Below are 21,347 nucleotides of genomic sequence, written 5' to 3' on the forward strand. Positions count from 1 at the left end.
CGGCCGGCGGATGGGTGCAGTACTGTGGGCTCGTGGTAAATCCGGTGCACCTGAAGACCCTCCTTGAAGTCACGCGGCTGGGCTCATTCGCTGCAGCAGCCGCAACACTCGGCTACACGGCCTCCGCCGTGTCCCAGCAGATGTCGGCTTTGGAGCGGGAAACGGGCGTAACCCTCTTTCAGCGTTCGGCGCGCGCCGTGATTCCCACGGAAGCCGCCGTCGTCATGACCCGGCACGCTGCCAAGGTGCTCACGGACATCGAGGCACTGATGGCCGCCGCCTCAAGGACGCAGGACTCGGAAAGCCAGGAACTGCGGCTGGGGATCTTTCCCAGCCTGGCCACGTACGTCCTGCCGCGGATCCTGAAGAACCCGGCGTGGAAGAAACTCGGGATCGACCTGCGGGTGTCAGTGGCTGAGCCAGGCCAAACCATCCAGGGGCTGCGCACCGGCGGCGACCTGGACCTGGCCGTGGTGTTCCAGGTGGGCCAGACCGGTTTCGCGTGGCCCAACACCATCAACCGGCAATGGATTGGCGACGACGACTTCCGGGTGGTGCTGCCTGCCGGCTGGGGTTTCCGGGCGGACGCGAAGGTGGCCGCGGACCATCTCTCGGAGATGCCCTGGATCATGCATCACCCCGGCACCAGCGATGCGATGGTGATCGAGCGGCTGTTCGCGGGCTGCAACCTGCACCCGCGGGTGGTGGCGCACAGTGATGACTTCCACGCCAGCCTGGAGATGGCCGCCGCAGGCCTGGGGGCGGCCCTGGTTCCGGAGCTTGCCCTGCGGAACAAGCCGGCGGGCGTGGTGGTGCTGGACGTCCCGGAGATCCGGCTGGCCCGGAACGTGTTTGCGCTGCTGATAAATGACCGGAAGACGGCACGGGTGCAGCTCTTCGTTGACCTGCTGGCCGAAACCCTCGCCGGAATGCGCACCGCGGTCAATTAGGGCAGAACGCTGGAATGGTCTGCCCTTCGGGTCTATGTTGAGAATATGAACAAGGTAGCGAGCCAGCACTTTGGGGAGATCGAGCTCAACCACGGCATGGATCATCTCTTTGCCGCCAAACATGAGCTGCGAGGCCACCCGCTGGAACTCGACCTGAACATCACCGCCCACGACAACTTCGACGAAGCCGCGCTTCGCAAGGTGGACTATCGGTTGCGTTTCCTTCCGGAACTGGTGGACGAGGTCCGCGAGATGATCGCCGAGGAACTTGAGCAGGAAGGCACCAGTCCCCAGGAGTACCTGCACTTCCACTGCAATGCGCTCAAGGACGAGCACCTGCACAAGGTGTTCGGTGTCCAGGACCGCAAACAGCTCACCAACGAGGTCTTCCTCAAGGCACTCAAACTCGGCCACGTAGCCATCTATCCCGGCCAGCCCGAACGCTACTTCGTCATGGATTTCACCCTGGGCGAGCACTTCACGGATGAGGTCCTGGTGGCCTCCGCCGACCAGGACGGCGTGGTGGACGACGAGATCGTCTGGGAGTCCTGAATCGATTGCTCCGTAAATGCCCTTTTGGACGCTCAAAACGGCAGTTACGGAGCAATCGATGGTTAAAGTACGACGACGGGTGGTCACCTTGCGTGACCACCCGCCTTCGTTTTTGGTGCTACTTCGCCGTTTCCAGCAGCTCCGCGCGGACCGTCTGCGTGGCCTTGACCAGGTTGCGCAGGGACTCTTCGGTCTCGGCGTAGCCGCGGGTCTTCAGGCCGCAGTCCGGGTTGACCCAGAGCTGGCGGGACGGGACGTGCTTGACGGCGGTTGCCAGCAGCTCGGTGACTTCCTGCTCACCGGGAACACGCGGTGAGTGGATGTCGTAGACGCCCGGGCCCACGCCGCGGCCGAAGCCGTGGGACTCGAGGTCGTGGACAACCTCCATCCGGGAGCGGGCAGCCTCAATGGAGGTGACGTCCGCGTCCAGCCCGTCGATCGCGTCGATGATCACGCCGAACTCCGAGTAGCAGAGGTGGGTGTGGATCTGCGTGGAATCGGCGGCGCCGGCGGTGGCCAGGCGGAAGGAATCAACGGACCATTTCAGGTAGTCCGCCTGGTCAGCCTTGCGCAGCGGAAGCAGCTCGCGCAGGGCGGGCTCGTCCACCTGGATGACCTTGATGCCGGCAGCTTCGAGGTCGGCAATCTCGTCGCGGAGGGCCAGGCCAACCTGGTTGGCGGTCTCGCCCAGCGGCTGGTCGTCGCGGACGAAGGACCATGCCAGGATGGTGACCGGACCGGTGAGCATGCCCTTCATCGGCTTGGCTGTCAGCGACTGTGCGTACTTGGCCCATTCCACCGTGATCGGAGCGCTGCGGGTGACGTCGCCCCAGAGAATGGACGGCCGGGTGCAGCGTGAGCCGTAGGACTGGACCCAGCCGTGGACCGTGACGTCGAACCCTTCGAGGTTCTCGGCAAAGTACTGAACCATGTCGTTGCGCTCCGGCTCACCGTGCACCAGGACGTCATAGCCAAGCTCTTCCTGCAGCTCCACCACGCGCTTGATCTCGTCCTTCATGAGCTGCGCGTACTGCTCGTCGGTGAGATCGCCCTTGTTGTTGCGGGCGCGGGCGGACCGGATTTCAGCGGTCTGCGGGAAGGAGCCGATGGTGGTGGTGGGCAGCGGCGGCAGGTGCAGCGCCTCTTCCTGGGCGGCTTCGCGGACCGAATACTCGGAGCGCGAGAAGTCAGCCGCTGTGAGGGCCTCGGTGCGGGCACGGACGTCTGCGCGGCGGACGCCCTCGGCGGTGGCGCGGGAAGCGATGACGGCGGTTGCCTCGTCGATCGCAGCCATGGCGGAAGCGGGATCGGCCAGGTAAGCGGCCAGGGCCTTGACTTCCACGGCCTTCTGGTCCGAGAACGCCAGCCAACTGCGGAGCTGAGCGGAGAGCTGGGTTTCCTCGGCAACGTCGTGCGGGACGTGCTGGGTGGAGGTGGACGTGGAGACAGCCACCTTTGCGGCCGCTGCCTTGAGTTCGTCCAGCTTCGCGGCGGAGGCAGCGAGGTCGTTCCGCCAGATGTTGTGGCCGTCCACGACGCCGGCAACCAGGGTCTTGTTGCCCAGGCCCGCCAAGGCGGCGGCGGACGGAACGGCGCCCTTGAAGACGTCGATGTGGAGGGCATCGATGTTGGTGGCTGCGAGGGTGCCCAGCTGCCCGCCCAGTGAGCCGTAGGGGGTGGAAACGAGGATCTGCGGGCGGTTGGCTGCAGCGGTCAGTACCTCGTAGGCGCGGGCCACGGCTGCCTCGACTTCGGCGGCCGGGGTGTCCTGGTCCACCACCAGGGCGGGCTCGTCGAGCTGGACCCAGGTGGCGCCGGCAGCGGCGAGCTTTTCCAGCAGCTGCACGTAGACGGGCAGGATGTCCTCCAGGCGGGACAGCGGGGCGAAGCCGGCGGGGGCGTCCTCGGAAGCCTTGGACAGCAGCAGGTAGGTGACCGGGCCCACGATGTACGGGCGGGTCTCGATGCCGTTGGCCAGGGCGAAGGCGAACTCGTCAACCTTGGCGGTGGAGGCCAGGGTGAACCCGGTCTCCGGGCCGATTTCCGGGACCAGGTAGTGGTAGTTGGTGTCGAACCACTTGGTCATTTCCAGCGGCTGCTGTTCCTTGTTGCCGCGGGCAAGGGTGAAGTAGCCGTCAATATCCAGCTGGCCTTCAGCGTTGAGGAGCTTGCCAAAGCGGGCGGGTACGGCACCGAGGTGGGCAGTGGTGTCCAGGACCTGGTCGTAGTAGGAGAAGGTTCCCGGGACAGCGGCAGCTTCGGTCAGGCCCAGTTCCTGCAGGCCCCTGGCGGTGGCCAGCTGGATGTCCTTGGCCGCTGCGTCCAGGGCGGCGGCGTCGATCTTCCCGGCCCAGTAGGCCTCCACAGCCTTCTTGAGCTCGCGGCGGCGGCCGATGCGGGGGTAGCCGAGGAGCGAGGCTGCCGGGAAGGGAGTGCGGGCGGTTTTCTGTTCAGTCATGGGGTACTCCTAAAGGTCGAGTAAGTGTCGAGGGCGTGCGCGTATCAGCGCACGAAGGATGAACGCGGCGTGTACGAACGCTGCGCCGATGAATGGAAGCTGTTTGGCGGCGGGGGCTGGTCAGCTGGCGAGCTGGCTGCGGACGCTGGATTCGCGGCGGTTGCCGGGACGGCTGCGCCGCGGAAGGGCCAGCTTGTCCAGCACCTCCAGGGCACTCTGGTGCTCGTTGAAGGTGTAAAGGTGGATGCCGGGAGCACCGGCGTCCAGGGCAGCGTTGGCAAGGTCCACGGTGGCGTCGACGCCGATGTGAAGCCGTTGGATGTCATTGTCGGCGGCAGCCAGGCGTTCCATGAGCTTGGGTGCCGGCGCCACTCCCGCGAGTTCCCCCAGCCGGTTGAGGCGGCGGAGACTGGTGAACGGCATGACACCGGGAATGATGGGAATGGTGACGCCGGCGCGGCGTGCGCGGGTGAGAAGATCGGCGTACTGCCCAGCCTCGAAGAACACCTGGGTGATGGCGAAGTCGGCACCGGAACGCTGCTTCGCGAGCAGCACTTCGACGTCGTGTTCCTCGCTGGGCGATTCAGGGTGACGGGTGGGGTACGCCGCCACACCCACCGCGATCTTGCCGGCGCAGAGCAGGGCCGACCGGCGCTGCTCCACACGGCGGATGAGGTCGATCAGGTCCTGGGCGTAGCGCAGTGACCCGGATTCCGGCTGGCCGCCGTCCTTGGGAAGGTCGCCGCGCAGGGCCAATATGCCCCGAACGCCGATATCCAGCAATTCCCCGACGATGCCGGCGAGTTCCTGGGGCGTGTTGCCTACGCAGGTGAGGTGTGCCAGCGGCCGCAGCGTGGTTTCGAGCAGGAGACGGTTGATGAGTTCGACGGCGGTGTCCCGGTTTGATCCGCTGGCGCCGTACGTGACGGAGACGTAGTCCGGTTCAGTTGCTTCCAACTCGCGGATGGTGGTCCACAGCGTCTCCGCTGCCGCAGGCGAACGCGGCGGGAACAGCTCGTAGGAAAGCGCCACTGGAGCGGTGTCGGAAAGGTTTGGATGTGCGTCAATCAGGCTTGGAGGTGACATTTGCGTCCTTGGCTTTGGGCCATTGGGGTCTCCGCCCGGCGAAACAGGACAGAGAACCGGCAATGAATTTGAGTTTGGGAACACGGAGGGACTCCACGAGGACGCAGCCGCGACTGTTACGCCTTGAATGAAGTAGTCCGTGAGCAAATGTCAGGCCCACATGGGGGCACCCACACCCTCCGGAACGGAGGATCGCTGACACGTTACCGCGGTAACTTGTCTACGACTCTAGGGGGCCCGGCGGGGGCGGTACAAGTCCGTGCCGAATTAAGACGCACTTTTACGGGCCGTTTCATGCGGCAGCAGAATTTCCTTCGCCGGAAGGGCTTGCTACCAGGGGCGGTCCGGGGGCGACCCACCGTTGCTGTCCAGGTATTCTTCCCGTTCGCGCCCGCTGTTCCGCTCCCGCTGGGCCTGCCGCGAACTGTCCTGGAGCTGGTCCAGTTGGCTCTGCCGGGTCTCGGCCGGCCCGTCCTCGGGGGATTCCTCCCCTGCTCCGCCCTCTGGGCCGGCGGGCTGGCCGGCGGCGATCTTTCCCTCCAGCCGTTCCCGGGCTTCCGCCAACCGCCCGGCCGCTCCCGCTTCCGCAATCGGAGACAGGCAACCTTCCGGCGCCTGGCCTGCGGTTGCCAGGGCTTCCTTAAAGAACGGAAGGGCCGACGACGCGTCCCCGGCCTGGAGCCGCAGGTCGCCCAGGCGTTCGATCACCAGGACAAGGTTCACCCTGACCAGGCATTCGTCCCCTGAGCCGGCGGGGACCATGCCCAGCGCCTGGTCGAACAGGTGCCGTGCCGTGCCGTAATCTCCTGCCAGTACCGCGGCGTCTCCGGCGGCAAACGGCGCTTTATGGGGTTCCACCACGTTGGCCACGCCCAGGCCACGGGCCGCGGCTTCCACGGCGGATGCGTTTCCTGCTGCAAAGCCGGAGGCGGCACGGTCAGCGAGCACGCCAAGGCTGAGGAGTTTGGCGGCGAGAAGCAGCGCCAGGAGAACCGGCAGCGCTGACCAGAGCAGCAGGCGGCGCCTGTGGGCCTTGGCGTTCACCGGACCCCTTCCTTTCCCGGCCGGCCAGGCAACCCCAGGAGCTGCCGGATGATGGCCACCGCTTCCGGCAAGGCCAGCAGGAAGGCGCCGGCGGCGAAAATCCAGTACAGTTCGGCTCCAGCCGCCAGCGGGTCCTCTCCATCCGCCCGTTCCACATTGCCCGGACGTGCCTGCTGCATCATCTCCGCCACTGGTGCGCCGGCGGCGCGGTGCACGTAGGGCAGGCCGAGCTGGGCGGCAAGGTTCCGCAGCCGCTCCTCGTCGATGACCGACACCGCATCACCACTGCTGCCGGCCCTGTTGTCCTGCACGTACGTGCCGCCGTCGCTCTCCTGCGCGGCGTCTTCCTTGGGTGCGGCGCCCTGCAGGCCGGTATTCTCTCTCATCGGGCCGCCCCCGGCCGTGCCGTAGCCCAGCACCGCTCCCCCGGCCACCAGCCCGCCGTCGAGAGTCATGGCTCGGGGATCCCTGGCGCTGGTCTGTTCGCCGTCTCCCAGATAGTACACCAGGCGGGGCCTGCCGGGGTTGCTGTCGCGGGCAGCGCTCAACCGCTCGGACAGCACCTGCCTGGCTGCCGTGATGCTGCTGCCTTTGGCGTAGGCGGTGACCTGGGGTTCCAGGACATCCGTGATGGTTTCCAGGGCCAGCGTGTCCGTGCTGAGCGGCATGCGGACGTGCGCCGTAGTGTCGAAAGTGATGATCGAAAAGCGCGCGCCGGGCAGTTGTTCGGCGATGGCCATGATGTCTTTCCGGACGCCCTCCAGCCGCGGGCTGCCGTTGCCGTAGTCCTCGGCCACCATGCTGGTGGTGGTATCCACCACAAAGAACACGTTGAGGTCCGAGGTGGCAGCCCGCGCCGATCCGCCCGGCAGGCCTGGCCTCAGGGCCGCCACCAGAACCAGCAGGACCACGGCTCCCCGCCGCAGCCACGCCCTCCCCCGGGGCCGGGATCCTTGCAGCCGCCACAAAACCGCACACAGGGCCAGGGCGGACAACAGCGCGACAGCCAGTGGCAGGCCGGGCACGTCCGAGAACACTGCGCGCGGCGCTCCCTGGACCGCCGCCGTTTCGGTCTGCTCCACGGCGGCGACGATTCCCGCCACCGCATCAGCGTTGTCCAGGGCGTAGTACAGGCCCCCGGTTGATTCCGCGGCAGCACGCAGTTGGGCCCCGGGCTGGTCAGGACCACTGCCGTAGTCCAGGTCACCCGGATTCAATGCGTGAACGTGGACGGACCGGGCCCGGGCCAGCTGCGCAGCCTGCTCAAGAGACATGATGGGCTCGCCCGAGAGGAAGTTGTCCGTTGCCAGCACCACTGACCGCGAGCGCTGCTGTACGCCTTCCTGCCCGGTTTCTCCGCCGGCTTCGCTGGGGGTTTTTCCGGCTTCGCCCGGAAAGCTGTTGAGGCAGGATGCCAGGCCGTCGCCAATCAGCGACGACCCCCTGCCGCTCCAGGTGCCGTCGAGGAATCCGGAGCTGCCCGGCTTGCCGTCGAACGCATCCTTCGCGAGCTGGAGCTGCTCCTGGGCGTAGGCGTAGTCGTCAGTTAACGGAAAGACCTGGATGGCGGTGCTGTCGAAGATGGTCAGGCCGATCCGCTCGCCGTCGAATGTCCTGGCCAGGCCGGCAAAGACATCCGCCACTGCCGCGTCAGCGCTGCTCATGGAACCTGAGGTGTCCAGGCAGAGCATGATGTCCCGGTTGTGCTGCTCCGGCCTGATGGTGGACACGTCAACGGGCCGTGCCGCCGCAACCGCCGTGGAGGCCAGCAGCAGGGCGCAGGCGGCGCCGGCCAGGAGCAGCCGCCGCCGGTGCAGGCGGAGGGCTGCCTGGTACTCGGGCAGCGCGGTGAGCCTGTCGGCGTGCGCCACGGGCCGGCGTCGTACGTTGGACAACCGGTTGCTGCGCAGCGCAACCCATGCCGCCACTCCTGCGGCAGCGGCCGCAACCGGCAGCAGCCACCAGAACATCAGTTCCACGCGCGCACCGCCGCGGAGGCTCGTGCTGCTGACGCAGTCACGGACGGCAACGGGCCCGGGCCGAATTCCGCGGGGTACAGGGCCTGGACGGCCGCGGCCGCCGCCGGGAGCGGGTGACGTGCCAGGTCCTGGTGCGTCATCCTGGTGGCGTCCACTCCGGTGGCATCGCGGACGAACCCGCGCAGCAGCAGGCTGATGTGCTGGTGCGCCGTGCGTTCCTCAAGATGTCCGGCAGCCACGGCCTCCTCCACAATCTTGATGCGCTGCAGGCATGCGGCTTTCAGGGCCGGCAGGTCGGTCAGGGCGGACCGGACCGGTGCTGAGCTGCCCTGTGTGGACCGCTTGGGGACGCGGGTGGAGGCAAGCACGAACACGTACCAGCCGGCCACCAGGGCCAGCAGTGCCGCGCCGCACCACAGCCAGGCGGAACCGTACTGCAGCGGGCCATAGAATCCGGGATCAGCCTGCACGCCGGTGCCTCTCCAGGAGGGCGAAGAGACCCGTGATGACATCCGCGCTGCCCGCCACTTCCCCCTCAGTGATCCCCGCACCACGCAACATTGCCCTCCGCGCCGCGTGGCGCTCTTCCGTGGCCTGCAGGTACGCGGCCCTCACCCCCGCCGACATTGCCGGCTGCCAGGCCAGCAGCGCGGAATCAGCCACGCTGTAGGAGTCGGTGCCGGCGTGGGAATTCGTGCCGGCGCCGGGAATCCGTTCGGTCCCGGGCGATGGTGCCAGCCCGGCGTCCCGAATGGTCAGCCAGAGGATCTCGTGCTGGGCGTTGAGCCTGCGCAGGAGTTGGCCGGTGGCAGCGTCCGCGGCAATTTCGTCCGCCACAACGAACAGCAGGTGGCTTCCCTTGATGCTGCGCGCCGTGTACTCGAGTTGGTCCTGGATCCTGCTGGATGCCGCCGCGAGGTCCGTGTGTGAGTCCACAGCCCTCAGGAGCCGTTCCAGGTGGGCTTCGCCTCCCTTGGCCGGCAGGGAACGGGTGCCCGCTGTATCACCACATACAAGGCCCACCAGGTCGCCGTGCCGGTGCGCCAGGTAGCCCAGGACTCCCAGTGCCAGCACGGCGATATCCTTCTTCACTTCCCCTGACAGCGCCTCGGCCGCCATGTTGCGCCCTGTATCGGTGACCAGCAGGACAGTCTGCCGGCGGACTGCGACGTACCGCCTGATCAGGGGTGAGCCGTGGCGCGCTGAAGCCTTCCAGTCGATATCGCGGACCTCGTCACCGGGCACGTAGGCGCGCAGGTCATCGAAGTCCAGGCTGCGGCCCCTGAACACGGAACCGTATTCGCCGTCGAGCATGCCGCGGGCTTTGCGGTGCGCGAAGATGGCCAACTTCGACTTCACACGCTGGAGGAGACCGGCCACGGGGCGTCAGGGGGTCTGGATAGCGGTGACGACGGCGTCGATCACCGATTCCACCGGGACCTGCTCGGCCACCGCCTCAAAGTTCAGGATCAGCCGGTGCCGCAGCACCCGGTGGGCCAGCACCTTGACGTCCTCCGGGATGACATGGTCACGGCCCTCCAGCAGTGCCACGGCGCGGGCTGCCTGGCTGAAGGCGATGCTGGCACGGGGGCTGGCGCCAAACTCGATGAACCCGGCAAGCCTGGCATCGATATACCGGGACGCATTCCGCGTCACGTACACCAAACCCACGATGTAGTTGATCACCGCCGGATCGATGTAGATGCGCCGGGTCAGGTCCTGGATCTCCCGGATGGCTTCGAGGGAAGCGGCCGCCGGCGGCTTCTGCTCCGGGGTGAAGACGCCGGCGTCGATCCGGGCGATGATCCGGGCCTCTTCCGCAGGACTGGGGTAGTCAAGGACGTCCTTGAGCATGAAGCGGTCCATTTGCGCCTCCGGCAGCTGGTACGTTCCCTCCTGCTCGATGGGGTTCTGGGTGGCCAGGACCAGGAACGGCGACGGGAGGCGGTAGTCCTGGCCGCCGATGGACGTCTGGCGTTCCTGCATCGCCTCCAGCATGGCACTCTGGGTTTTGGCGCTGGAGCGGTTGATTTCGTCGAGCAGCACGATGTTGGCGTGGACCGGGCCCAGCTGGGTGTGGAACGTTCCCTTGGCGGCGTCGTAGATCTGGGTTCCCACGATGTCGCTGGGCAGCAGGTCGGGCGTGCACTGGATGCGGCGGAATTCGGCGCTGACGGCCTCTGCCAGCGTTTGGGCCGCAGTGGTCTTGGCCAGTCCCGGGACGCTCTCGAGCAGGATGTGGCCGCCGGTCAGCAGGCCCACCAGCAACGATTCCCGCAACCGGGACTGCCCCACCACCTTGGCCTCGAAACTGCGTGAAATGTTGGCTGCCACCTGCTGCGCCCTGGCCAGCTCCGCGGGCTGGATTCTTGCGGGCACGCTGGTCGAAAGCACTGGTTCTCCCCCTGAAGACGGTGATGGGCCCGCGGTCCGGAAGGCCGTGTCCCGTTCGCCATCCTATCCAAGCCCGCGGGCCGCATCCCGGCAATGGGTACCCCTCCCCATGCGGGCCCTGCAGGTCTATCCTTTTGCCATGATCGAGCTTCCAGCCAGTTACAAGGAATATCTCGCCGATAAGAGCCAGATGTTCATCGATACGGTCAGGCCGATCCTGATGCAGTCTGCAGCAGAGAAGCTGCACGGCGTCCGGGTGGTCTACAACCCTGGTTCCACCGGCCACCAGGCCCATCTTGACGACAGCCTTCCGTTCGGCGTGGTGCTTGAGGACATCGATTAGCCCCTGACGGCCCCCGCCAGGGCAAGCGCGTTGCCGGATCCCCGTGCCACGATGACGTAAAGAGCCAGGACCGGGATCGAATAGAGGATCGAGAATGCGGCCAGCTGGCCGTACGCCACTGCCCCGTGCTGGCCGAAGAAGCTGAAGATCGATACCGCTGCGGGCTGCCTTGCCTCCGACAGCAGGAGCACGAACGGAACGAAGAAGTTCCCCCAGGCCTGGATGAACACAAAGATGAAGACCACGCCCAGGCCCGGCCGCATCAGCGGCAGCACGATCGACCGCAGGGCGGCCAGCCTGGAGGCGCCGTCCACCCACGCAGCTTCCTCGAGGGCCAGCGGCACGGCGTCCATGAAGTTCCTGGTCATCCAGATGGCCATCGGAAGGCTGGTGGCGGCCAGGAAAAGCACCGTTGCGGGCAGCGAATCCAGCAGCCGCAGCTGCACGAACAGCCCGTAGACCGGCACCATGATGGCGGTGACGGGAAGGCAGGTGCCAAAGAGGATGCCGTACATGAACGGGGTGTTGAAGCGGGACCGGTACCGGGACAGGGGGTATGCGGCGAGCACGGCCGCCGCAAGGGTGACCATCCCCGTCCCCGCAGACAGCAACAGGCTGTTCCACAGCGGACGGAACAGCAGCTCCGGGGTGAGCACGGCTGCGAAATTCTCCAGGCCGGGCTGCTGCGGAACCTTGGTACCGTGACCGGCGGCCGGATCCAGCGAACCCAGCACCAGCCACAACAACGGCAGCAGGAAACAGGCACCAATCAGCAGCAGGGCGCCATCTGCCCAGGCGCTGCCCCGCGTGTGGCCGGGTGCGGGCCGGCGGCGGAGCTGCCGGCCGGGGCGTCGCCGTGCCGCCTGTTTCGGAATTGTCACGGCTTCCGCTCCCTAAGAAGGCGGAGATAGGCCGCCCCGAACACGGCGCCAATCAGGATGAGGACCGACGCCACGGCGGTGCCGTAGCCGATGTCGCCGAACTTGAAGGCTTCCTGGTAGGCCAGGACAGGCAGTGTGGTGCTGCCATTGGCCGGCCCGCCCGCGGTCATGACCCAAATCAGGGTGAAGACCGCCAGGGTCTGCAGCGTGACCAGCATCAGGTTGGTGGCGATGCTGCCCCGGATTACCGGCAGCGTGATGAAGGCCAGCCGCTGCCAGGGCCCGGCACCGTCCATGTGCGCGGCCTCGGTCAGCTCTGCCGGGACGCCGTTGAGCGCGGCCCGGTACACCAGCATGGAAAAAGCGGTTCCGCGCCAAATGTTGGCCAGGATCACGGCGGCCATGGGCACGGTATAAAGCCAGTCGGTTTCCGCCGCCCCGAATTGGCCCAGCAGTTGGTTGAGCGTGCCGTCACGGCTGAAGAACGCATAGGCGGCGAACGCGGCCACGATTTCGGGCAGGACCCAGGCGGCCACGACGGCGGTGCCAACAGTTGCCGAGACAACGGGACGTGCGCGGCGCATGAGGACGGCAAGGGCCAGTCCCAGCACGTTCTGGCCGACGATGGCCGAGCCCGCGACGAACAGGACCGTCAGCGCCAGTGAGAGCGGGAAGACAGGGTCCTGCAGCAGCCGTTGGTAGTTCTGCAACCCCACCCACTCGGGGTTCCTGGCGTAGCGGCCGGTCAGCCCTGCGTTGGTCAGCGAGGAGTGGAACGCCCACAGCACAGGGCCGGCAAGGAACACGAGCAGCAGCAGGACGGCAGGCAGGACGGGCAGGTACCGGAGCAATTGCCGTGTCCGGTGGTTGGCCGCCACCGCTACTTCCGGATGGTTTTGTCGCCACCCACAATGCCGGCCACGGCTGTGTCATAGTCGGCCGCGGCCTGCTCCGGGGTCCGGCTGCCGGTGATCACAGCCTCGGTGGCTTCCTGGACTGCAGCGGAAATGCGTGGATAGTCGGAGGTGGCGGGCCGGAACCTGGTGACGGCAACCAGGCCGGATACGTCCTTCACAAACGGGTTGGCGGACTGGTAGGCAGGGTCAGCGGCCACGTCGGACCGGACGGCGATCTGTGAACTGGCCACCGTGAACGCCAGCGAGTTCTTCGCGTTGAGCGCCGTGGTGAGGAAATTGAAGGCAAGATCGGGCTGCTTGGTTTCCGCCCCGACGGCCAGGGTCCAGCCACCGGACATGCTGACCGCGCCGGGGGCGCCGCCGTTCTGCGTCGGGAACGGCGCCACACCCATCTCCTGTTCGTACCCCGGCCAGGCATAGCTGCCGCCGTCCTGCCAGAACGACGGCGCGTAGGAGCCTTCCACGGCTGCCCCGAGTTTTGCTTTCGGGAACCATTCCCCGAACACCTTCTTCCAGACGTTCGGGTCCAGCGCCTCGGCAGGTGCCACCGCAAGGTTCTCGCTGTAGAGCGTCTTGAGGAAAGTCAGGGAGTCCTTGAAGCCGGTGGAACCAACAACCCACTTTTTCGAGTCAGGGTCATAGAGGCCGGCTCCGGTTCCATACAGGAGTTCGTAAAACCCCTGCATGACAGTCCCTTCACCGGTGCCCTTGCCGGCATACATGTTGAAGGGGATCACGTCAGGGCTGGCGGCCTTGATCTTCCTGGCCGTGTCCAGGATGTCCTGCCAGCTGGACGGCCGCCATGGAAGCGCCACGCCTGCGGCCTCGAAAACTTTCCTGTTGTACCAGATGGCCCTCGTGTCGGTGCCCAGCGGGACGGCGTACGTGCCGCCGTCGTCCGCTTTCCCCGCTTCCTTGGCGGCGTCGTCGAACTTGTCCCACTCCCCCCATCCAGCCAGTCGGCTGTCAAGGTTCAGGAGGTAGCCGGCATCGACGTCCGAGCGGACCTTGAAGGTGTCTTCGTAGAAGACGTCCGGCGCCGTGGAGGGTGACCGCAAGGCGAGGGCCAGCTTCGTCCCGTAGTCGTCGTCGTTGCCCTGGATGGGCTGCAGCTCCACGGTGACGCCCTGGTTCGCGGCTTCGAACTCCTTCTTCGCGTCCTGGAACATGGTGTCCAGTGCCGTGAAGGAGTCCGTCTTCTGGTAGGCCACTTTGATGGTCTTGTTTCCCTCGGCCGGATTTCCGGGAGTGCAGGCCGCGAGCGCCAGCACTGCGGCGGCCAGCAGGGAGACTGTTTTCGATGCCCGGCGAAGCATGTCCGGTCAGCTTTCCAGCAGGAGCCGCTGGGCCCGGGGCGCGAGGGTATGTTCAAGGACCAGGGATGCGGCGCCGATGGCTCCAACGTCCTCCCCAACGCCCGTACCTACAACCTCGATGGGGTGGATCAGCCGGACGTCGCTGTTGGCATCCAGCAGCGGCGGAATCCGCTCCAGGTAACGCTCAGCCAGCCCGCTCCAGAAGGGGCCGCCGAAAACAACGCGTTCCACGTCGAGGGTGTTGGTGACAACCGAGACGGCCCGGGCCACCAGGACGGCAGACTTGTCCAGGATGGCCGCGGCACGTTCGTCCCCGCCGTCGGCCAGTGCGCACAGCCGGGAGAAGCTTTGCTGGACTTCTGCAGCGCTGTTTCCTGCGCGGGAACCATCCAGGATTCCTGCTGCTTCCGCCTCCGCCACCAGGACCTGTGGGATGCAGGAGGACTTCACGCAGCCGCGCAGGCCGCAGTCGCAGGGTGGCCCGTCCGGATCCACGATGATGTGGCCTATCTCGCCCGCATTGCCGGACGTGCCGCGGACCACTTCGTCGTTCAGGACGATGCCGCAGCCGATGCCTGTGCCCATGTACATGAAGATGAAGCTGCCGGCGCCGCTGGGGCCGCCCGCCCACGTTTCCGCCACTGCGGCGCTGGTGACGTCCTTGTCAACGAGTACCGAGTAGCCGGTGGCCGCGGCCAGCGCTTCGCGCAGTTCCACCCTGTCCCAGCCGGGCAGCAGCGGCGGATCCACCACGGTGCCGTTGTCCAGGTCGATGGGCCCGGGGGCCGCCACGCCCAGGCCGGCGATACGGCTGCGGTCCACGCCCGAATCCGCGACGAGCTGGTCGATTTCCGCGGCGATGGTGGTGATCACGGCGGACGGGTCATTTCCGCCGGGAGTCTTGATCCGCGAGTGGCGGACCACCGAGCCCACCAGGTCCAGCACCACGAACGTGGTCACTGCCGGGTCCAGGTGCACACCCAGCGCGTACATGCCCCCGGGATTGAGGCGGAGGATGGTGCGCGGCTTGCCCGGGCCGCTGCCTTCCTTGCCTGCCTCGACAATCAGGTTCTGGTCCAGCAGCCGCCGCGAAATATTGGAAATGGTCTGTGGGGACAGGCCCACGATCTGGGCCAGCTCCACCCGGCTCAGGCCGCCGGCCGTCCGGCGGATCGCATCAAGGATGACGGTGAGGTTGAAATCCCCCATCCTGGGCAAGTTGGTTCCGCGTCTCGGAGAAGATTGGCGCATCTCAGACACTGTGTCCCCTAAACGTCTTCGGCTACCTCGTGATGGTGATGCTTTGAATCGTACGTTACCGGCGCGTCGCCGCCCATATGTTGGGCAGCGGCGCGGCGGAGGGTTGCCTTTCGTCCACGGCGCAGTCCCCGATGGCCGGACGGGCTGTTCCAGTCAGCGGGGGCTGCGGGTGCTGCGGGTGACGGTGAATTTGGCGTTCCTGCCCTCCACCACCGTGGGTCCCACGTGCCGTTCCAGGGCAGGCAGATAGGCCAGGTGCCGGTTGTACACCGTCCACAACTCACCTCCGGACGCCAGTACCCGCCCCGCCGCTTCGATCATCTTGAGTCCGGCGCCGGCATGGACGCCTGCACCGACATGGAAGGGCGGGTTGAGCAGCACCGCATCCACGGAGCCATCGGAGAAGGTGCCCAGGGCATCGTCCTGCAGGACACTGATCCGGTCAGCCAGGCCGTTCGCGCGGGCGGTGGCCAGGGCGGACTGCACCGCGGCCGCGGACTGGTCCGTCGCCGTCACGGCCGCTGCCGGGAACTGCCGTGCGTACATCGCGGCGAGGATTCCGGTGCCGCAGCCGAGGTCGACGGCGTGCCGCGCCGGTTTCATGGCCGGCAGGAACGCCAGCAGGAAACGGGTGCCGATGTCCAGCCGGGGGCCGGCAAAAACAGCGCCGTGCGCGGCCACGTCCAGGTCCAGTTCCGCGAGGTGCTCCACTACAGGGAAACGTGCGGCGGTGGTTGGGGGTTTGGGGCCGATGGCAAGGAGGATCCGGGATTTTTGCCGTGCGAGCTGCGGCTGCACGGACAGGAAGTACCGTTCCAGGACCGCGTTCATGCCCAGTGACATGTGTTTCACCCGGCCTCCTGCCAGCAGCCGGACATCCGGTGCGGCGTGCAGGGCCACGGCGGCGGCAATTTCCTCCAGTTCCGCGAGGGTTTTGGGAAGCTGCAGCAGGACGGTGTCTGCTCCCGCCAGCAGCTCCTCTCCCAGGGGCAGCTGCACGAATGGTGTGCCGGCGCCCAGTTCTTCCGCGTTGAGCCGCAGCGCCCTTTCCCCGGTGATCAGGTCCTGGTGTACGCGCAGCGACGCCGGGGCCAGCACCCCCGAAGCGCCGAGTGTCAGGGCCCCGTAACGGTCACCGATGACCGCCACGGTACTGCCCGCCCGCCCAAGCTGCACGGCGGTCTCCAGCAGCAGCCGGTCCGTTGCGTCCCAGGCCTGCAGGTTCGGGGCTTCGACATCGGGCCGGCGGCGCAGGACCTGGAAAATGTCCGCCAACGTATCTGCTGCCACCGGTGTCCTGCCGCCTTCTGTTGCCCTTGCCCGCCCCGCGTCCCGGAGCGTCACCCCCACGTTACCGTTTCCGCCGCCGTCGCCATTCCAGGCAGTTTCAGGATGGCGGCCACGGCTGCCCGGCCTGCACGGTTGGCACCAATAGTGGACGACGACGGCCCGTAACCCACCAGGTGGACGCGCGGCTCGGCTGCCACCTGGGTTCCGTCCATGGCGATTCCGCCGCCGGGCCCCCGCAGGTGCAGCGGGGCGAGGTGTTCCAGTTCCGCCCTGAAGCCCGTGGCCCAGAGGATCACGTCCGCCTTGAGGAAGCTGCCGTCCGCGCGGCGGACCCCGTCCGGTTCGATGGCCGTGAACACGGGCTGCCGGTCCAAGGCGCCCCGTTCCCTGGCCGCGCGCAGGACAGGTGTCCAGATAAGGCCTGTCACCGAGACGACGCTTTGCGGTGGAAGTCCCTGGCGGACGCGGTCCTCCACGAGCGCGACGGCATCGTGGCCGGCTTTGGTATCGAATGGAGCATCGCGCCACACCGGTTCCCTGCGGGTGAACCAGCTGGTGGTGGTGACGCGGGAAATCTCCTCCAGCAGGCCGACGGCGGAAATGCCGCCGCCCACCACGATCACGTGTTTGCCGCGGAACTCCTCCGCGGAGACGTAGTCGGCAACGTGCAGCTGCCTGCCCCGGAAGGAGGACTGGCCCGGGTAGATGGGCCAGAACGGGCGGGTCCACGTCCCTGTGGCGTTGATGACTGCCCTGGTGCTCCAGTCCCCGTCTGTGGTTTGCACCCGCAAGCGCCCGGCCGGGTTGTCATCTTCACGCCTGACAGCCTGCACCTTTACCGGCCGGTGGACGGACAACCCCAGCTCGGATTCATAGCCTCCGAAGTAGCGGGTGAGGAACTCCGAACTGGGTTCCGCCGGGTCCACCTCAGGCTTGGCGATGCCCGGCAAATCACTGATCCCGTTGACAGTGGACATGCGCAGGCTCCGCCAGCGGTGCCGCCACGCCCCGCCCGGACCTTCCTCGGCGTCGAGCACGGCATACTCAAGGCCCCGGCGCTGGAGGTGGTACGCGGCGGACAGGCCCGCCTGGCCTGCCCCGATGACCACCACGTCGGTTGGGTGAGGAATCACCTGCCCATGATAGTCGCGGAGGGTGGCGGGGCCTTAGGGTGGGCGCATGGACACTGGAGCAGCCGCACGGACCGGAACCGGAAGCACCGGGCATGCAGCCCGGCTGGAAAAGGCCCTGGGGGTGGTGCTTGGGACGGCGCAGATACCCCTGCGCCTGCGTGCGTGGGATGGTTCGGAAGCCGGACCTCCTGACGCGCCGGTCCTGGAGTTCAAGTCCCGGCGGGCCCTGCGGCGCATCCTTTGGTCACCGGGCCAGCTGGGTCTGAGCCGTGCTTACGTGGCAGGTGAAATCGACACCCCCGGCGACATCTTCGCGGCGTTCACTGCACTGAGCTCGGCGGGCAAGTTCGCCGAGCCCGGACCTTTCCGCCCGCTTTCCGCCGGCGAGCTCTGGCTGCTGCTGCGCACCGCCGTCCGGCTTGGCGCCATCGGGCCCAACCCTGCCCCGCCGCCGGAAGAGGCACGCATCGCCAAAAAAGGACGGATGCACTCCCGGCGCCGCGATTCGGCCGCCATCTCGCACCATTACGACGTCGGCAACGACTTCTACGCCCTGGTGCTGGGTCCATCAATGGTCTATTCCTGTGCAGTGTGGCCGGACGACGGCCCCGGGGCTGCGGAACCGCCGGCGGACGGCCTGGATGGTGCGCAGGAAGCCAAGCTGGACCTGATCTGCCGCAAACTGGGCCTGAAGCCCGGGATGCGGGTCCTGGACGTGGGCTGCGGCTGGGGCAGTTTCGCCCTGCATGCCGCCGCCAAGTACGGAGCATCGGTGGTGGGGGTCACACTCTCCAGGGAGCAGGCCGGCCTGGCCAGGAAGCGTGCAGCAGAGGCCGGCCTGACGGACAGGGTGGAAATCCGCGTGCAGGATTACCGGGACGTGCCGGACGGCCCGTTTGACGCCATCAGTTCCATCGGAATGTCCGAACACGTGGGGCGGGCACAGACGCCTGCCTACGCGGAGGCCCTTTTCGGGCTGCTCCGGCCTGGCGGGCGGCTGCTGAACCATGCCATTTCCTGGAACGCGGGCCCCACCAGCCCGGACCCGGACTCCTTCATCCCCCGGTACGTCTTCCCTGACGGCGAAATGATCAGCCTGGGCGAGATGGTGGCCGCCCTGGAATCGGCACGGTTCGAAGTCCTGGACGTGGAGGCCCTGCGGCGCCATTACGCCCTGACGCTCCGGGCGTGGGTAAACCGGCTTGAGCAGAACTGGGACCAGGCGGTCAAGCTGGCCGGTGCGGGACGTGCCCGTGTGTGGCGGCTCTACATGGCCAGCAGCGCCATAGGCTTCGACAATGGACTCACGGGAGTCAACCAGGTGCTGGTGCGCCGCCCCGGTGGGGAGGAACCGCCGCTGCGGCGCACCGCCTGGATGTGAGCAGGCCAAGCCTCAGGCCACCGGAGAAGGACCGCCCGGCTGGGTGAAGTGCTGGGTCTTTTCGATCTGCACCACTTTCGGGTCCGTTTCGTCGGCTTCGTAGTCCGTGGGCCGCGTGAGGTCCTTGCCCGTGCGGACCTTCAGGGCCCTCAGCACCAGGGTCAGGACGGCAGCGACAACCAGGTTCAGCGCGAACGCCGAGACCGCAATGTAGACGCTGAAATCCGTCCCGGGGATGGGGGCCACGGAGCCGCCAAAGTGGGCTTTTGTCACGGGGTTGACCACGTTGTAGGCGGAGATGGTTCCGAAGACGATGCCCACGGCCCAGCCGATGAGCAGCGCCCAGCGGTCGAACCACCGGGTGTAGAGGCCTGCCACCACGGCCGGGAAAGTCTGCAGGATCCAAATGCCGCCCAGCAGCTGCATGTTGATGGCCGCCGACTGGTCCATGGCGATCACGAAGACCAGTGCGCCCACCTTCACCACCAGTGAGACGATCTTAGACACCTTGGCCTCTGTCCTGGGGTCGACGTCGGGCCGGATGAAGTCGCGGTAGATGTTGCGGGTGAACATGTTCGCCGCCGCAATGGACATGATGGCCGCGGGTACCAGCGCGCCGATGGCGATGGCAGCCAACGCTATTCCCGCGAACCAGGCGGGGAAGTGGTCGAGGAACAGCTGCGGAACCACCAGCTGCGGGTTGACCGATCCGTCCAGGTCGATGGGCTTGGTGCCCGCCTTGATGGCCACGAAGCCCAGCAGCGCCAGGAATCCAAGCATCAGCGAATACAGCGGCAGGATGGCGGCGTTGCGGCGGATGGTATTGCGGGCCTTTGATGCCAGCACTGCCGTCACTGAGTGCGGATACATGAACAAGGCCATGGCCGAGCCCAACGCCAGCGACCAGTAGGCGGAGTAGTTGGCAGCCCCCGGGATGAACACCCCGGCGGGCTTACCCGTGGCCTGGTTCACCGTGCCCAGTTTGGTCTGCGCCGAGCTGAAAATGGTGTCCCAGCCGCCGAACTTGATGGGCAGGTAGATGACCGCCACGATCACGGCAAGGTAGATCAGGAGGTCCTTGACGACGGCGATCATCGCCGGCGCCCGCAGCCCCGACGTGTAGGTGTAGGCGGCGAGGACCACGAAGGCCAGGATCAGCGGCAGGTCGGTGAGGAACACATTGCCGGAACTGCCCAGCCCCAGGACCGTCAGAACGGCCTTGATGCCCACCAGCTGCAGCGCGATGTAGGGCATGGTGGCCACGATGCCCGTGACGGCGACCGCCAGTGAGAGCCAGCGGCTGCCGTAGCGTCCGCCCACGAAGTCCGCCGAGGTGACGTAGCCGTGCCGGTGGGACACCGACCACAAACGGCTCATGATGATGAAGATGATCGGATACAGGACGATGGTGTACGGGACGGCAAAGAAGCCGCTGACCGCACCCGTAGCCCACATGGCCGCCGGCACTGCCACGAACGTGTAGGCGGTGTAAAGGTCCCCGCCGAGCAGGAACCAGGTGATCCACGTACCGAAGCCGCGGCCGCCCAGGCCCCATTCGTCCAGGCTGTGCAGGCCTTCCACTTCTGAGCTTCGGCGCCATTTGGCGGCCAGGAAGCCCATGACGGCCACGACGACGAAGAGCAGCACGACAATGACCAGGGCGGTCCAGTTGATCTCGCGTCCGTTCATGGCCGGTCCCCTCCCAACCCTGTATCGGCGGAGACGGTGCCTGCCCGGGGTGGGCCGCCGGCACGTACCTCGGCCCGCCGTCGTCGGTCTTCCCTGGTCACCAGCCAGTAGGCCGTGCCGGTCAGGATCGCCGAAATCGGCACCCAGAGCAGTTGGTACCAGTAGAAGAAGGGCATCCCGGCCAGCCTGGGCGCATCAAAGGAGTAGAGCTGCGGCGTGAGCGGGAGGAGGATGGCGGCGGCCAGCAGGATGCCGGCGCCGATATAGGGGGCGGGTCTGGCCGGGCCCCGGATGGCGGTATCACGGGTCAGGCGCGATTCCTCCGGAAATGCATCGCCGTTCGGGCTGTAGCCGGAACCATCTGCATGGGACATCTGTGACCTCCTCGTCAGCCTGTCCCGCGTCCCCGTTTCTTGGGTGGAAACGGCCGGGCGGCGGGACGATGTGCCCTCACCCTCCAGTTGTACCCCGCTTTGACCTGCGCGGGAAGGGTTTTTCACCGCGACAGGCCTTATCCCGGCGTGAGAAAAAGAAGGGTCACAGAGACCAATGGAAAAGGGAACCATCACACGTGTGATGGTTCCCTTTTCCATATAACGGTGGAGCTGAGGGGACTCGAACCCCTGACCCCCTGCATGCCATGCAGGTGCGCTACCAGCTGCGCCACAGCCCCG

At 66.8% G+C, this 21,347-nt stretch carries 19 protein-coding genes and 1 tRNA gene; 4 read left to right on the plus strand and 16 right to left on the minus strand.

Annotated elements, in window-relative coordinates; all coding sequences use genetic code 11:
* The first annotated feature begins 32 nt into the window (after window positions 1-32).
* The gene (locus tag ACR65K_RS06425; protein WP_056336315.1) at window positions 33-950 is read left to right on the plus strand and encodes a LysR family transcriptional regulator; all 918 of its coding nucleotides are present in this window, start codon (window positions 33-35) and stop codon (window positions 948-950) included.
* A gap of 45 nt (window positions 951-995) precedes the next feature.
* The gene (locus tag ACR65K_RS06430; protein WP_056336310.1) at window positions 996-1,502 is read left to right on the plus strand and encodes a DUF2004 domain-containing protein; all 507 of its coding nucleotides are present in this window, start codon (window positions 996-998) and stop codon (window positions 1,500-1,502) included.
* Between the two features lie 118 nt (window positions 1,503-1,620).
* Here the strand turns inward: ACR65K_RS06430 and metE are convergent, their stop codons facing one another.
* The 7 genes from metE to ACR65K_RS06465 form a co-directional block, all read right to left on the minus strand.
* Entirely contained in the window at window positions 1,621-3,960 is a 2,340-nt protein-coding gene (gene metE, locus ACR65K_RS06435) for a 5-methyltetrahydropteroyltriglutamate--homocysteine S-methyltransferase (RefSeq protein ID WP_440151838.1), read from the minus strand.
* Window positions 3,961-4,080: 120 nt separating this feature from the next.
* Entirely contained in the window at window positions 4,081-5,046 is a 966-nt protein-coding gene (locus ACR65K_RS06440) for a methylenetetrahydrofolate reductase (protein WP_440151840.1), read from the minus strand.
* 330 nt (window positions 5,047-5,376) lie between these two features.
* The gene (locus tag ACR65K_RS06445) at window positions 5,377-6,090 is read right to left on the minus strand and encodes a hypothetical protein (RefSeq protein WP_440151841.1); all 714 of its coding nucleotides are present in this window, start codon (window positions 6,088-6,090) and stop codon (window positions 5,377-5,379) included.
* On the minus strand, window positions 6,087-8,060 hold the full coding sequence (locus ACR65K_RS06450; RefSeq protein WP_440151928.1) for a vWA domain-containing protein: 1,974 nt from the start codon (window positions 8,058-8,060) through the stop codon (window positions 6,087-6,089). Before ACR65K_RS06450 ends, ACR65K_RS06445 begins: the two co-directional genes overlap by 4 nt.
* Window positions 8,060-8,539, minus strand: coding sequence for a hypothetical protein (locus ACR65K_RS06455; protein WP_440151843.1), 480 nt, complete (start codon window positions 8,537-8,539; stop codon window positions 8,060-8,062). The genes ACR65K_RS06450 and ACR65K_RS06455 overlap by 1 nt, the downstream gene beginning before the upstream one ends.
* Window positions 8,529-9,449 carry a DUF58 domain-containing protein gene (locus ACR65K_RS06460; protein ID WP_440151844.1) on the minus strand — a complete coding sequence of 307 codons (921 nt, stop codon included), beginning with the start codon at window positions 9,447-9,449 and terminating at the stop codon, window positions 8,529-8,531. Before ACR65K_RS06460 ends, ACR65K_RS06455 begins: the two co-directional genes overlap by 11 nt.
* 6 nt (window positions 9,450-9,455) lie before the next feature.
* Entirely contained in the window at window positions 9,456-10,463 is a 1,008-nt protein-coding gene (locus tag ACR65K_RS06465) for an AAA family ATPase (RefSeq protein WP_440151846.1), read from the minus strand.
* Window positions 10,464-10,602: 139 nt separating this feature from the next.
* Between ACR65K_RS06465 and ACR65K_RS06470 the strand changes: the two genes are divergently transcribed.
* On the plus strand, window positions 10,603-10,806 hold the full coding sequence (locus ACR65K_RS06470; protein WP_440151848.1) for a hypothetical protein: 204 nt from the start codon (window positions 10,603-10,605) through the stop codon (window positions 10,804-10,806).
* Here the strand turns inward: ACR65K_RS06470 and ACR65K_RS06475 are convergent.
* From ACR65K_RS06475 to ACR65K_RS06500, 6 genes are all read right to left on the minus strand, one after another.
* The gene (locus ACR65K_RS06475) at window positions 10,803-11,687 is read right to left on the minus strand and encodes a carbohydrate ABC transporter permease (protein ID WP_156386200.1); all 885 of its coding nucleotides are present in this window, start codon (window positions 11,685-11,687) and stop codon (window positions 10,803-10,805) included. The two genes, ACR65K_RS06470 and ACR65K_RS06475, sit on opposite strands and share 4 nt — an antisense overlap.
* On the minus strand, window positions 11,684-12,565 hold the full coding sequence (locus tag ACR65K_RS06480; protein ID WP_440151849.1) for a carbohydrate ABC transporter permease: 882 nt from the start codon (window positions 12,563-12,565) through the stop codon (window positions 11,684-11,686). The genes ACR65K_RS06475 and ACR65K_RS06480 overlap by 4 nt, the downstream gene beginning before the upstream one ends.
* A gap of 2 nt (window positions 12,566-12,567) precedes the next feature.
* Complete coding sequence (locus ACR65K_RS06485) at window positions 12,568-13,920, minus strand: extracellular solute-binding protein (protein WP_440151850.1); 1,353 nt, start codon at window positions 13,918-13,920, stop codon at window positions 12,568-12,570.
* 6 nt (window positions 13,921-13,926) lie between these two features.
* The gene (locus ACR65K_RS06490; protein WP_440151851.1) at window positions 13,927-15,129 is read right to left on the minus strand and encodes an ROK family transcriptional regulator; all 1,203 of its coding nucleotides are present in this window, start codon (window positions 15,127-15,129) and stop codon (window positions 13,927-13,929) included.
* A gap of 204 nt (window positions 15,130-15,333) precedes the next feature.
* Window positions 15,334-16,470, minus strand: coding sequence for a class I SAM-dependent methyltransferase (locus tag ACR65K_RS06495; protein ID WP_440151852.1), 1,137 nt, complete (start codon window positions 16,468-16,470; stop codon window positions 15,334-15,336).
* A 50-nt stretch (window positions 16,471-16,520) separates the two neighbouring features.
* Entirely contained in the window at window positions 16,521-17,603 is a 1,083-nt protein-coding gene (locus ACR65K_RS06500; protein ID WP_440151853.1) for an FAD-dependent oxidoreductase, read from the minus strand.
* 46 nt (window positions 17,604-17,649) lie between these two features.
* Between ACR65K_RS06500 and ACR65K_RS06505 the strand changes: the two genes are divergently transcribed.
* Window positions 17,650-18,984, plus strand: coding sequence for a class I SAM-dependent methyltransferase (locus ACR65K_RS06505; protein WP_440151854.1), 1,335 nt, complete (start codon window positions 17,650-17,652; stop codon window positions 18,982-18,984).
* A 12-nt stretch (window positions 18,985-18,996) separates the two neighbouring features.
* Here ACR65K_RS06505 and mctP read toward each other — a convergent pair whose 3' ends face one another.
* The 3 genes from mctP to ACR65K_RS06520 form a co-directional block, all read right to left on the minus strand.
* Complete coding sequence (mctP, locus tag ACR65K_RS06510; protein WP_440151856.1) at window positions 18,997-20,673, minus strand: monocarboxylate uptake permease MctP; 1,677 nt, start codon at window positions 20,671-20,673, stop codon at window positions 18,997-18,999.
* Window positions 20,670-21,047: a DUF3311 domain-containing protein gene (locus tag ACR65K_RS06515; RefSeq protein WP_440151857.1), complete on the minus strand. Its 378-nt coding sequence runs from the start codon at window positions 21,045-21,047 to the stop codon at window positions 20,670-20,672. The genes mctP and ACR65K_RS06515 overlap by 4 nt, the downstream gene beginning before the upstream one ends.
* A gap of 226 nt (window positions 21,048-21,273) precedes the next feature.
* Window positions 21,274-21,346, minus strand: a tRNA-Ala gene (locus tag ACR65K_RS06520).
* Between the last annotated feature and the right edge of the window lies 1 nt (window position 21,347).

It is taken from the genome of Arthrobacter sp. SAFR-179, from assembly GCF_059414945.1.